Here is a 13,546-nt window from a genome sequence, read left to right as displayed (position 1 = left end):
AAATATAGTTGCAGATTAAATTTTTGTGAGTATTTTGAACAAAAAACTAAGCCCTTATAAATGCGTGAAGCCCTGTTTATTAAACAAAATACACAAAGGTGGAAAGACTATGAAAAACAACAAGCAAGCGACCCCGATGAGCTTGCCGAATCTTTCATAAGTATTACCGACGATCTTGCGTATGCCAAAACATTTTATCCAAAATCAAATACTACAAAATATTTGAATGGGCTTGCCGCGGGCTTTCATCAATCTATATACAAAAACCGCAAGGAGAAAACCAACAGGTTCATCACTTTCTGGAAGTATGAGCTGCCACTGATATTTTACAAGCACCGCAGGCAATTACTGTATTCTTTTTTATTCTTCGTGGTATTTAGCCTGATGGGGTGGCTATCCGCAAAATATGACAGCACATTTCTGCGGGCCATATTGGGGAACGACTATGTAAACATGACCAATGAGAACATTGCCAAAGGCGACCCATTTGGCGTATATAAACAGGGCGATTCATCATTGATGTTCCTGATGATCGCATCAAACAATATAAAAGTTGAGCTATTAACATTTGTTATGGGTATTTTCCTATCCATCGGCACCATATATGAATTGATGTTCAACGGCATTATGATGGGCTCATTTCAATACTACTTCTTTAGTAAAGGGCTGGGCCTGCAATCAGTATTGGTAATATGGCTGCACGGCACCTTGGAGCTGTCATCCATTATTATAGCAGGCGGGGCCGGGTTGATATTAGGCAACAGCATACTTTTCCCAAAAACATTTACCCGCATGGTATCATTAAAAAATGCGGCAAAAGATGGCCTTAAAATAGGCATCGGCCTTATACCCATATTTATTACGGCAGCATTTATTGAAAGCTTTTTAACACGCCGTACCGAAATGCCCATTTGGTTGAGTGGCAGCATATTATTAAGTTCGCTGGCCTTTATTATTTGGTACGTTATAGTATACCCCGCTTATTTAAACCGAAAACTAACACCTAAAAACCTAAACTTAGATGAACCCACCTATTGAATTAAGAAAAACGCGCGACTTTGGCCAGATCATTAATGACTCCTTTACCTTTTTTAAAGAGAACTTTAAACCGCTAACTATCTCGTTACTCATCATCACTGGTTTGTTTTTACTTGCCAGTATTATATCAACTGTGTTTGCCTATATGAGTATGGCCGATCTGTATTCCGGTGGTTTTACACATCCGCCAACACTATCGCACTATACTTCATCTTATATTATAAGTACGCTGGTAAACACACTTGTCACTCTTTTAACACAAGTGTTTATTCACCTTACAACTTTATGCTACATTTCTGTTTACCTGCAAAAGGGCAATAAACAGCCAACATTTGATGAGGTTTGGGGATACTTTAAGTATTATTTTTTAAGGGCCATAGGGAGTGGATTTTTAATTGCTTTACTAATGTGCGTTGGTTTTGTAATGTGCATTATACCGGGCATTTATTTAACCCCTATTTTTTATCTTATCATTCCCATTATCGTTATTGAAAACTCTTCGTTTAAATATGCATTTAACAAAAGCTTTAAACTGATTAAGGAAAACTGGTGGTTTACCTTCGGGGTTATTTTTGTTATGGGCTTAATTGTGGGTATGGCCGTAGGTATTGCAAGCATACCGGCAACAATAATCAGTGTTAGCAGCAGTTTTCTATCGTTAAAAAGTTTCACACTGCCTATTCTTATTATTTGCAGTATACTGCGCGGGATTATCACCATAGCTTATGCCTTGCCATCAATTGCGATATGTATGTGTTATTTTACCCTGTCGGAAGAAAAAGAGGGTCTTGGATTATTGAGCCGTATTGAAAACCTAGGTAAAAATGACAATGCCGACACAGGCCTACCTGCTGAGGAATATTAAATATATGCACAGGTTTATTGCAACTTTTTTTGCCTTTATTATCGCCTTAATGTTTTTTAACATGGCCCGTGCCGGTGTTAAAAAACCTGTCATTAAAAAAGTGCCTGCCCAGGAACGTCTTGATACCTCTAAAATCCAGGTAAAGAAATTTGACGCATCGGCTGTAAATAAATTCAGGGCCGATAAGAATTTTAATTATAACGAAGCCCAGGACGACACATCACTATGGACACGTTTTTGGGCATGGGTATGGGATAAATTGTTTGGCTGGATTAAATATACCCGCTATGGGGGCACTATATTGGAATATGTATTAATAGCTGCAGCGGTTGGATTATTGATCTATGTGATATCAAAATCATTAGATATTGACCCCATTAAACTATGGCGTGGCGAAGCAAGAAAAATTGATATGCCTTACAGCGAATCACTGGAGAATATTCATGAAATAAGTTTCGACAGCGAGATAGAAAAAGCCATCGCCCAAAATAATTACCGCCTGGCTGTACGCCTGCTGTATTTAAAATGCCTTAAACAATTAAGCGATACCCAGCTTATACAATGGCAAATTGATAAAACAAATGCAGCCTATATACATGAGCTTACCGACCCCGGGCAACAGCAAACCTTTAAGCTAATAACGCGCCAGTTTGAGTACGTATGGTATGGCAATTTCGGTATTGATAAACAGGCGTTCAGTACTATTGACGCGCTTTTTCAGGACTTTAAAAAGCAATTGCCATGAAAGGGTTACGCGCATATCTTATAATTGGCGGGGCATTGCTTATCGTCTATCTTATAGCCGAGTTTAATCGCCCAAAACCTATCGACTGGACAGTGTCATTGAGCAGTAAGGATAAGATACCTTACGGTACCTATATATTGCAAGACCGTCTGAATGATATTTTCCCGGGCGATACCATAGTTCCGTACCGGAAGCCGGTGTATAATGTAATTGCAGACGATTCTATAAAACAATCGTCGTATATTATCATCTGCCATGATATTGAGTTTTCAAAGCCCGATTATAATCAGCTGGAAAAATATTTGAAACAAGGCAATGATGTTTTTATAGCCGCTGAGGATTTCGGCACTTTGTTTGAAAAAAACCTCAGCATTACAACAGACGCCGAAAACTACTTTAAGTTCACCAGGGATTATGGTATGCCGGTAAACTTTGTAAGCCCTTATCTCGACCCTAAAAAAACATATACTGCAGGCAAAGGCATGGGCGATATCTATTTCAGTAAGTTTGATACCACTAAGGCTGTTGTTTTGGGTAAGGATATTAAACATAAAGCTAATTTTATAAAATATGCTTTCGGTAAAGGATCGTTATACCTGTTGGCTGACCCTAAATTTTTCAGCAATTATAGTTTACTGAAACCACAGGGCGCCGCCTATGCCGCTGCGGCTTTATCATTTATAAAAAGTACAAAAAAGATAACCTTGGACCAGTATTATACCCAGGGCAGCGAAGAAAACGATTCGCCGATGCGGGTATTTTTAAGTCACCCGGAATTGGAATGGGCCTATTACATAGCCATTTTTAGCCTGATCATATTTGTGCTGTATGAAATAAAACGCAGGCAGCGCATTATCCCGGTTATTGAGCCGCTCGGCAACTCAACGCTTGAGTTTGTGAATGTTGTTGGCCAGCTTTATTATGAAAAGCGGAATAATGATAACATCGCCAAAAAACAGGTGCTTTACCTGTTAAGCTATCTGCGCGATGAATATCACTTAAAAACCAATAAGCTGGATAAGGAATTTATTGAAATACTAACCGCAAAATTGGGCCTCACCCCTGATTTCGCCAACGACTTTGTGGAGTACCTACATTACATAAACGTGCAGGACCATATTAACGACAAGGAACTCATACACTTAAACAAACTCATTGAACAATTTTATATTCAATCCAGGTAAATGATGGAAGAAGACGAAATATTTGAACAAAGAACCGATTTGAGCAAGCTTAGTGCTGCCGTAGATCAGATAAAAACAACCCTTGCAAAAATAATTGTGGGGCAGCAGGACAGCATTGACCTGCTGATAGCAGGCATACTCGCCGATGGGCATATACTAATTGAGGGTGTGCCGGGCGTAGCCAAAACTCTAACGGCCAAACTGCTTGCCAGATCAATTGATGCGAAATACTCGCGCATACAGTTTACGCCAGATCTGATGCCCTCTGACATTTTAGGCACATCGGTATTTAACCCAAAAACAACTGATTTTGAGTTTAAGCGCGGCCCCATCTTCGGCAATATAATTTTGATCGATGAGATAAACCGCGCACCTGCTAAAACGCAATCAGCCTTGTTTGAGGTAATGGAGGAACGCCAGCTAACCATAGACGGGCACAGCTATAAAATGGAAGAACCTTTTATTGTACTCGCTACCCAAAACCCGGTTGAACATGAAGGAACTTATCGCCTGCCAGAAGCACAACTGGACCGTTTCCTGTTTAAGATAGAAGTGAAATATCCATCGCTTGATGAAGAGATCGCTATCATTACCCAGCAACATCAGCATAAAACGGTCGACCAGTTGCATGATATAAAACCGGTATTATCAGGACAGGAGATCATATCGCTTCGCCAGCAGGTTAAGGCCTTTCATGTTGAGGATAAACTGATCGTTTATGTTGCCAAGCTTATAAATGAAAGCCGCAACAATAAATCATTGTTCCTGGGTGGGTCGCCGCGTGCTTCGCTGGCTATTATTAACGCGGCTAAGGCGTTGGCTGCTATCCGCGGGCGCGATTTTGTTACGCCGGAGGATATTATTTACGTAGCTACCCCTGTTTTAAGGCACCGCATTATGCTTACGCCCGAAAAAGAAATGGAAGGCGTTACACCAGATGATGTAGTGGCACAATTGATACAGAAGATTGAAATACCTAGGTAAGGTGAAAGGATAAAGGCGAAAGCTGAAAGGTTACCTTCAGCAGATCTACTATTAATAATATACGTGAAAAAAATATTCAGCTTATTTTATAAGAACCTGTTTTTAACAAACCGGCTGTTCACCCTGATTGGCTGCTGCGTGGTGCTGTTTTTGCTTGCGTTCTTTTTTACTTGGCTGGGTGTAATACCCGAGCTGCTTTTTTATACGCTGATGGCGCTTGTTATTATTGATATATTCATGCTTTATCGTACTCATCGTGGCGTATTCGCAAAGCGCCATGCACCTGATCGTTTAAGCAACAGCGATGATAATGAACTGGGCATATTTATTGAAAACTGGTACCCTTTTAATATTAGCGCGGGTATAATTGATGAGATACCTTTCCAGTTTCAGCGCCGGGATATTTTATTTAAGACCTTTTTAAAACCACGCCAGCGTAAGTTAATTAACTACATGCTGCGCCCTACCAAACGTGGCGAATATGAGTTTGGTGATATCAGGGTATATGTACAATCGCCATTAGGGTTGATCAGGAGGCGTTATAATATAAAACAGGCGGAAACACTGGCCGTGTACCCATCCTTCCTGCAAATGCGTAAATATGAGCTGATGGCTATCTCCAATAACTTATCAGAGATCGGCATAAAAAAAATACGGCGACTAGGCCATAGCATGGAGTTTGAGCAGGTAAAAAACTATGTACAGGGCGATGATTACCGCACCATCAACTGGAAAGCCACCGCGCGCCAGGGCAACTTAATGACCAATACTTATACCGATGAGAAATCGCAGCATGTATATTGTATCATCGATAAATCAAGGGCCATGAAAATGCCTTTTGAGGGATTGAGTCTGCTGGACTATGCGATTAATGCCAGTCTTGTGCTCTCAAACGTTGCCTTACTAAAAGAAGATAAAGCCGGACTAATTACCGCGGGCGAAAAGATAGGCTCCGTTATAGCTGCCGACCGCCGGCCTACGCAGATCAATAAAATACTGGAAGTGCTATACAAAGAAAAAACCCGCTACCTTGAAACCAATATGGAGATGCTTTACGCAACCATTCGCTCGGTAATTAAGCAGCGCAGTTTGGTAGTGTTTTTCACCAATTATGAGAGTCTATCGGCATTGCAGCGGCAGTTGCCTTTTTTAAAGCGGATAGCCAAATACCACTTATTACTGGTGGTGTTTTTTGAGAACACGGAGCTCAAAAAGATCAGTGAAAAACCGGCTGATGATGTAGAAGGTATCTACATAAAAATTATTGCCGAAAAGTTTGCTTACGATAAAAAACTGATCGTAAAAGAGCTGGCAAAGTATAATATACAATCTATTTTAAGTGCTCCGCAAAATCTTACTGTTAATACTATTAACAGGTATCTGGAGATTAAGGCTAAGCAGAAGATATAGGGGTGTTATCACCCTGCTTCATTGCGAGGTGAAATTGTGAATGGGGTTATGCTGAGCGCTAGTCGAAGCATAAACGTAAAGGCCTTTGCCCACATGCTTCGACTATCGCTCAGCATGACAGCCCCTCTTAAAGCATCAGACTCCCGGCAGCTTTACACCGGCCGTTACTAAATCATTCAATATTTTTTCCTGCAGGGCCAGTTTTACAGCTCCGAAATCACCAGGGTTTACCCATGCGTTTACGACAAACTTAACGCCGTCAATCTCCAATGCCGAGATCCCTACCTTGTTCCGGGGATCGTTTAATACGTTGGGCGTACTTTTAACAGCATTCCATATCACGTTTTTCACCTGCTCTACATTAGCAACATAGCCTAATTTTATCTCAAAATCCAAACGGCGTTTACCTTCGCGGGTTACGTTTACGATAACTTCGTTAAACAGCTTACCATTGGGGATGATCACCGTTTTACTATCAAACGTTAGCAGTACGGTATAAAATATTTGTATGGATGTTACTATACCATCCTGCCCCTGTGCCACTATATTATCATCCAGGCCGAAAGGTTTAAGCAGCAATATCAACACTCCACCTGCAAAGTTTTGCAATGTGCCCGATAGTGCTAAGCCCGCAGCAACACTAAACGCGCCAATAATGGTAGTGAATATAGTAAGCTCAAGCCCGACCACATTCATTACCACAATAATGAGCAATATGTAAAGCGAGGTAATGGTTAAACTAAGAAAAAATGGTTGGAGTGAAGAGTGTACCTTCTTTTTGAGCATCTGATCGCGGAGCCGCGTTCTGAGCATTTTTATAAGCCAGATGCCTATAAACAATATTATTAATCCTATTATTATTTTTGGCCCGATATCAAGCAACCAATCGTAGGCCTTATCGTATAACTTCGTTAGCTTCATAGTAGCGCGAAGTTAAGGAATTAATTATTTTCCGTAAATAGATATAAAAAGCTCAGGGCCTTTAAAAAACACCCACTCAACTATGTGGGATTGTATTTGTCTTGTTTTTTCTGCTATATGTTTCATGCTGTGATGTATTCAAATGCCATGCCTGATTTATGATGTATCAGAATTGTTATTCAAATTTACGCAGAAAACATACGATTAGATTTATTAATCAATCATTTGATTAATAAATGACCATCCGCTTACTTTTAAATGACTTTTCAGCCCATTTAAAGCAAAACAGCCTGTCTGAAATATCAGACAGGCTGTTTTAGTGTATATTATATTAGTCGGTAGTCTTTAGTTCTAAGTCCCTAGTCAAAATAATTGACTTAAGACTCTAGACTATCGGCTTGGGACTTTCGACTTACATCATGCCACCCATGCCGCCGCCGCCCATTGGTGGCATACCGGCTTTTTCATCTTCAGGATCGTCAGCTAACACACACTCGGTGGTTAACAACATCGCTGCAATTGAAGCTGCATTCTCTAATGCTACACGGCCTACTTTAGTTGGGTCGATAACACCGGCTGCGATCAGGTTTTCGTATTTATCAGTACGTGCATTGTAACCGAAGTCGCCTGTACCTTCTTTAACCTTTTGTACTACTATTGAACCTTCAATACCAGCGTTTTCACAGATCTGACGTAAAGGCTCTTCAATAGCACGACGGATGATCTGGATACCAGTATTCTCATCTTCGTTATCACCTTTAAGATTAGCTAAAGCAGCAACTGCGCGGATGAAGGCAACACCACCACCAGCAACTATACCTTCTTCAACAGCGGCACGGGTTGCGTGTAATGCGTCATCAACACGGTCTTTCTTTTCTTTCATTTCAACTTCTGATGCAGCACCGATATATAATACAGCCACACCGCCTGATAATTTGGCTAAACGTTCCTGTAATTTTTCTTTATCGTAATCAGATGTTGTAGTTTCAATTTGTGAGCGGATCTCACCAACACGACCTTTAATAACTTCGGTATCACCGTTGCCATTAATGATAGTTGTATTGTCTTTATCGATAGAGATCTTTTCAGCCTGGCCTAACATGGTTAAGTCAGCACTTTCCAGTTTGTAACCTCTTTCCTCAGAAATTACGGTACCACCAGTTAATACAGCGATATCTTCTAACATAGCTTTACGGCGATCGCCGAAGCCTGGTGCTTTTACAGCAGCAACTTTCAGTGAACCACGAATTTTGTTAACTACTAATGTAGCTAATGCTTCACCGTCTAAATCTTCAGCTATAATTAATAATGGCTTGCCAGTTTGAACTTGTTTTTCAAGTATTGGAAGCAATTCCTTCATTGAAGAGATCTTTTTGTCGTAGATAAGGATATAAGGGTTATCCAGTTCTACTTCCATTTTATCAGAATTGGTTACAAAGTAAGGAGAAAGGTAACCACGGTCAAACTGCATACCTTCAACAGTTTTAACTTCAGTTTCAGTTCCTTTAGCTTCTTCAACAGTGATCACACCTGAAGTACCAACTTTTTTCATCGCGTCAGCAATCATTTCGCCAATAACTTCATCGTTATTTGCTGAGATAGATGCTACTTGTTTGATCTTGCTGAAATCATCACCAACATCCTGTTTTTGTGATTTTAAGTTTTCAACAACAACTTTAACCGCTTTATCAATACCGCGTTTTAAATCCATTGGGTTAGCGCCGGCTGCAACGTTTTTAATACCTGCAGTAACAATTGCCTGTGCTAAAACAGTAGCAGTAGTAGTACCATCACCTGCAATATCAGCAGTTTTTGATGCAACTTCTTTAACCATTTGAGCGCCCATGTTTTCAATAGGGTCTTTTAATTCAATTTCTTTTGCTACAGTTACACCGTCTTTAGTGATAGCCGGTGAACCGAATTTTTTATCAATAATTACGTGACGACCTTTAGGGCCTAAGGTTACTTTAACCGCGTTAGCTAAAATATCAACACCGCGTTTTAGAGCGTCGCGTGCTTCAACATTGTATTTAACTTGTTTTGACATGTTTAATTTTTTTATTGGTTGTTTTTAATAGATTCTATAAAGAAACGTTAACGATTAGCTCGTTAACAGATTATAATATAACGTAGATATCAGATTCTCTCATTACTAAATAATCCTTACCATCGATAGGGAATTCCTGGCCGGCAAATTTACCATAGATTACTTTATCACCTGCCTTAACTGTCATAGGTATTAATGTACCTGTTTGATCAGCATATCTTCCCGGGCCAACTGCTACTACAGTTCCGTATTGAGGTTTTTCTTGTGCAGTTTCAGGGATGTAGATACCTGATGCAGTTTTTGTCTCAGCCGGAGCAGCTTCAATTAAAATTCTGTCTCCAATAGGTTTAACGTTTAATGACATACTAATAACTATTTTAAATTTATAAAAGTTTTATGTTTTGCTTGCTTTAGCTCATCAATTGTGCCAAGCATGCAAATGCTGTTTAATTGTCAGATTAGATTTTATTAATATTTCTTACCTAACGGCATCATAACATGCAAGTGCCATCATGGCAGTGGTTTTTATTTAAACTAAAAAGGCCCCGGTAAATTACCAGGGCCTTTAAATATTTTATACGCTCCGTTATTTTGAAGGAGGAGTTGTTTGCGGTTGTGGCTGTTGAACAGGAGGCAATGCAGTTGGCGCAGCACCTGTGCTTGCCGGTTTCGAAGCTTTTTGTATAGCCTCATGCAATTGTTTGTTTGAATCATCAGAAGCTGCTACACCACGTTTTACACCAACGTTAATAGCCAATGATAAAACCATCAGTGTTATAGCTAAAATCCATGTGCCTTTTTCTAAAAAGTCGCCGGTTTTTTGCACGCCCATTAATTGTGATGAGCTTGAGAAATTTGAGGACAAGCCTCCGCCTTTTGGGTTTTGTACTAAAACAATGAATCCTAAAAGGATACAAACTATGATAACAACGATCAACAATAAAATGTACATTTCTTTATATTAATTAGTTTTCTTTTCTAACTCTTCAATTTGGCTTGCAAAGTAACGGCTTTTTTCCGGAAATTTCAACATCAATTTTTTATAGGCTGCAATAGCTTTATGGTACAGCATTTGGTCGGCATAAATTCCCGCCAAAGTTTCTGTCACCAACTCATCCTTGTCTTCCGAACTCTTCCGGGCTTTATTCTCATTATCCAGTTTCTCGCTGGTTTGCGGCTTTATTTGTGGCGCTTCCTGCATAAAGCGTTCAATTATAACATCCTCCTTGCGTTTGGAATCAAACTCAACCGGTATAAGACCGGTGCTCCTGTCCAATTCCTCTACCGAAGTAAGGTGAAAAATATTTTCAACATACTGCTGCTGCAATTCATCAGCAGGCGGCGTTTCCTTTATGCTTTGTGTAGTGTCAAGCGTAAACTCAACATAAGGCTGATATATACCGGAGTGCTCTTTACGGGTTTTATTTAACCACCATAAAAAACTGAAAGGCATTTTATCATCATTATACTTTGATACCCTTTTGTTGTTAACAAACTTAGCAGGGATATTATGCGCATAAGGTTTGAATGGCTCAGCTGCTGGTTGCGACTTGTCTATCGTAACATCCGTGTTTGTTTTTTTCTTATCGCCAAAGGCGCGATCAAAAACAAAGAAATCGCTGGCAGCAATATTACCCAGTATCAGTTTTTCTTCTTCCCGGTTCAGGTTTTGCTTACGGCCGGTATCGGTAGTTTCTTCGTTTTCAACAACAGGCACGTCCGGGGTATCATCAGCTACAGGCTCGGGCTCTTTATGGCTCGGCGTATCATAACGTATGTTCGACAGGTTTATACCTTCTATGCCCTGTATCTCATCATACACCTCATCTTCGTCATACTCATCGTCTGCATTTGATCTGTTTATATCCTCGATACTTTGTATCTCGTCGAAAATCTCATCATCAATAGCATGCTCTATTTGCGGCTCTTTTTCTTCGAGCTCAATCAGCGGTTCAACTATATTCCCGGCTTCTTCTTCGGCTATTGCTGCGGCTTCGGCTATTGCCTGCTCATCTTCCGCCACTTCTTCCCTTATCTGTTCGGCAGTTAGTACCTGACCTTCGGCATTGGGATCTATAGTATATTGCTGCTCAACAGTTTCATTATCTTCAACAGGTATTACCGCGTATTCAGGATTTTCGAGCAGTTCCTCGTGTTCTGTTTCTGCGGATGGTTGTTCCGTAGATTCATTTTCCGCACCAGTATCCGGCATTAATAATGGCTCCGCCTGATGATGGGTATCTTTAAGACTAACAATTTGATCTGGGCTAACTGTATGCAAGCCATCAGGATCATTAACTATCTTATATAGTAACTGCGGATTGCTGTATGTGGTTGCGCGCGATAAATTCCCTCCATCGCCTGCATATAAAAGTAATGACTGTAAGAGGCCGCTCTGCGGATAGTCCTTAACTAGCTGGTGTAAATTATAGGCATACTCCGCCCCTTTAGCTGCAGGGTTATCTAATAACTCCCATAAAAGTTCTGTCCGCCGGTTATTTAAATATTGATCCACGAGGTTGAAACTACGAATTGCTTACCAACTTGCAAAGGCTTTGTTAAAAATATCTTCGGTGAGGGCCAGGTTAAGGGTTGTTATAAGGTTATCCTGCTTGCTGCCGGTAAGGTCGCCGGTAAAGTTACCGGGCTCGCTGAATGACTGTTCGTAGCTCAGCTTTTTATCTACATTGTTGACATACTTTACCTCAACCGTAATGGTTAATGCAGATGCACCGGCAATAGGCGCTGTATTACCCGTAGTAGCCTGGATTGATACCGGAGCTATGCTGTAACCTGTAATTGTACCTGTTAAAACAGCATCGGCCTGCTGATTTTGTATAATGTTGAGGTTAGTTGTTGAGCGTATACGCGCCTTTAAGGCTTCAGTAAAATTCTGGCTCAGGTTACTCACCACAAAGGGGGCATTGTTATCAAAATAGCCCACATATATTGTTTTTAAACCTACTGTTGAAGCACCGTTTAAAGTAAAGGAGCATGAGGGCAAAACAAAAACCAAAAAACTCACCGCGACAAAAATTCCAAGTATTTTCTTCATCTGCCTTGTTATCCTATAAATCTAATTCTTTTATTTTCCTGTACAATGTACGTTCTGATATACCCAGTTCATTAGCGGCAAGCTTGCGTTTGCCTTTGTGTTTTTTTAATGCCTTGCGTATAAGGTCCGATTCTTTTTCAACTAATGATAACGATTCTTCCACTTCCTCATGATCGTGCGTTATATTGAATGAGTCGGGTTTGTTATTATTGTTATTAACGGGTTGTTGCAGCGTAAATTGTGCCTCTGGATTACCGGGTAATTCAATATCGCGGTAAAGCTGGTTTATGGCCTGGGAGTGGTTGGCAAAATTTGGTGATACACCTCCGTGTTCTACAATCTCGGCTACCAGTTTTTTAAGCTCCACCATATCGCGCTTCATATCAAACAATACCTTGTATAATATATCGCGTTCGGAGAAATCCTCTTTTTGCTGATCTATCCGCATAGGCAAATTTCTGCCGCTTACTTCCTGCGGGATGTAGGTAAGCAGGGTTGGACCAGTAATAATGCGGTCGGTTTCCAGCACAGCTAATTGCTCGGCCATATTTTTTAGTTGCCTAACGTTACCGGGCCATGAATAATTGATCAGGATCTGCTGCGCATCGTCGTCCAGTTGAATGGGCGGCGTGCGGTATTTATCGGTAAAATCAGAGGTAAATTTCCGGAATAGCAGGAAAATATCTTCCTTCCTGTCGCGCAAAGGAGGTATGCGCAGCGGAACGGTATTTAAACGATAATACAGATCTTCCCTGAACCTGCCTGCTTTTACCGCGTCATATACATCAACATTGGTAGCGGCTATAACACGTACATTGGTTTTCTCTACTTTGGATGATCCAACTTTAATGTATTGACCCGATTCCAAAACACGCAGTAAACGTGCTTGTGTACCCAACGGCATTTCGGCAATTTCATCTAAAAATATGGTACCGCCGTTTACCGTTTCAAAGTACCCTTTACGTTCGCCAACCGCGCCGGTATAGGCACCTTTTTCGTGACCGAATAATTCAGAATCGATAGTGCCCTCAGGTATAGCACCGCAGTTAACCGCGATGAACGGCCCATGCTTACGCGGGCTCATCTGGTGTATGATGTGTGAAAACACTTCTTTACCACTACCGCTTTCGCCGGTAATCAGTACCGAGATATCAGTAGGTGCTACCTGGTTGGCTATATTTATTGCCCGGTTCAATAAAGGCGAATTGCCAATAATGCCGAAGCGTTGTTTAATTTCTTGTATTTCCATACCCCCCGACCCCCTAAAGGGGGAGTTAGTTAGTTAGTTAATTATTAA

13 protein-coding genes are annotated in these 13,546 nt (G+C 40.7%); 6 read left to right on the top strand and 7 right to left on the bottom strand.

Features of this window, described 5'->3' with window-relative positions; translation table 11 throughout:
* Positions 1 to 60 precede the first annotated feature (60 nt).
* The 6 genes from BLU33_RS01915 (at position 61) to BLU33_RS01890 (ending at position 6,226) form a co-directional block, all read left to right on the top strand.
* Positions 61 to 1,038 (top strand): stage II sporulation protein M, encoded by a 978-nt coding sequence (locus tag BLU33_RS01915; RefSeq protein WP_091368412.1) that lies wholly within the window; start codon positions 61 to 63, stop codon positions 1,036 to 1,038.
* Positions 1,022 to 1,903, top strand: coding sequence for a hypothetical protein (locus BLU33_RS01910; protein ID WP_091368409.1), 882 nt, complete (start codon positions 1,022 to 1,024; stop codon positions 1,901 to 1,903). The genes BLU33_RS01915 and BLU33_RS01910 overlap by 17 nt, the downstream gene beginning before the upstream one ends.
* 4 nt (positions 1,904 to 1,907) lie before the next feature.
* Positions 1,908 to 2,648 carry a DUF4129 domain-containing protein gene (locus BLU33_RS01905; protein WP_157682019.1) on the top strand — a complete coding sequence of 247 codons (741 nt, stop codon included), beginning with the start codon at positions 1,908 to 1,910 and terminating at the stop codon, positions 2,646 to 2,648.
* The gene (locus tag BLU33_RS01900; protein ID WP_091368401.1) at positions 2,645 to 3,832 is read left to right on the top strand and encodes a DUF4350 domain-containing protein; all 1,188 of its coding nucleotides are present in this window, start codon (positions 2,645 to 2,647) and stop codon (positions 3,830 to 3,832) included. The genes BLU33_RS01905 and BLU33_RS01900 overlap by 4 nt, the downstream gene beginning before the upstream one ends.
* Positions 3,833 to 4,816, top strand: coding sequence for an AAA family ATPase (locus BLU33_RS01895; protein ID WP_232009374.1), 984 nt, complete (start codon positions 3,833 to 3,835; stop codon positions 4,814 to 4,816).
* Positions 4,817 to 4,879: 63 nt separating this feature from the next.
* On the top strand, positions 4,880 to 6,226 hold the full coding sequence (locus BLU33_RS01890) for a DUF58 domain-containing protein (RefSeq protein WP_091368398.1): 1,347 nt from the start codon (positions 4,880 to 4,882) through the stop codon (positions 6,224 to 6,226).
* 135 nt (positions 6,227 to 6,361) lie between these two features.
* Here the strand turns inward: BLU33_RS01890 and BLU33_RS01885 are convergent, their stop codons facing one another.
* From BLU33_RS01885 to BLU33_RS01855, 7 genes are all read right to left on the bottom strand, one after another.
* Positions 6,362 to 7,147: a mechanosensitive ion channel family protein gene (locus tag BLU33_RS01885; RefSeq protein ID WP_091368395.1), complete on the bottom strand. Its 786-nt coding sequence runs from the start codon at positions 7,145 to 7,147 to the stop codon at positions 6,362 to 6,364.
* 412 nt (positions 7,148 to 7,559) lie between these two features.
* A complete protein-coding gene (groL, locus tag BLU33_RS01880) occupies positions 7,560 to 9,194 on the bottom strand; it encodes a chaperonin GroEL (protein ID WP_091368392.1) in 1,635 nt (544 codons plus the stop codon).
* Positions 9,195 to 9,264: 70 nt separating this feature from the next.
* Positions 9,265 to 9,558, bottom strand: a complete 294-nt coding sequence (locus BLU33_RS01875; protein WP_091368389.1) for a co-chaperone GroES — start codon at positions 9,556 to 9,558, stop codon at positions 9,265 to 9,267.
* A gap of 222 nt (positions 9,559 to 9,780) precedes the next feature.
* Positions 9,781 to 10,146 (bottom strand): preprotein translocase subunit SecG, encoded by a 366-nt coding sequence (secG, locus tag BLU33_RS01870; RefSeq protein ID WP_091368385.1) that lies wholly within the window; start codon positions 10,144 to 10,146, stop codon positions 9,781 to 9,783.
* A 9-nt stretch (positions 10,147 to 10,155) separates the two neighbouring features.
* Positions 10,156 to 11,709: a hypothetical protein gene (locus tag BLU33_RS01865; protein WP_091368383.1), complete on the bottom strand. Its 1,554-nt coding sequence runs from the start codon at positions 11,707 to 11,709 to the stop codon at positions 10,156 to 10,158.
* A gap of 21 nt (positions 11,710 to 11,730) precedes the next feature.
* A complete protein-coding gene (gene lptE / locus BLU33_RS01860) occupies positions 11,731 to 12,249 on the bottom strand; it encodes an LPS assembly lipoprotein LptE (RefSeq protein ID WP_091368379.1) in 519 nt (172 codons plus the stop codon).
* A 13-nt stretch (positions 12,250 to 12,262) separates the two neighbouring features.
* Positions 12,263 to 13,498: a sigma-54 interaction domain-containing protein gene (locus tag BLU33_RS01855; RefSeq protein ID WP_091368376.1), complete on the bottom strand. Its 1,236-nt coding sequence runs from the start codon at positions 13,496 to 13,498 to the stop codon at positions 12,263 to 12,265.
* Positions 13,499 to 13,546: the final 48 nt, after the last annotated feature.

The sequence above is a fragment of the Mucilaginibacter mallensis genome, from assembly GCF_900105165.1.
In the GTDB taxonomy this organism is placed as follows: Bacteria; Bacteroidota; Bacteroidia; order Sphingobacteriales; family Sphingobacteriaceae; genus Mucilaginibacter; species Mucilaginibacter mallensis.
Note: the sequence above shows the minus strand (reverse complement) of the source record. Positions and strands in the feature narration are given on the sequence as shown.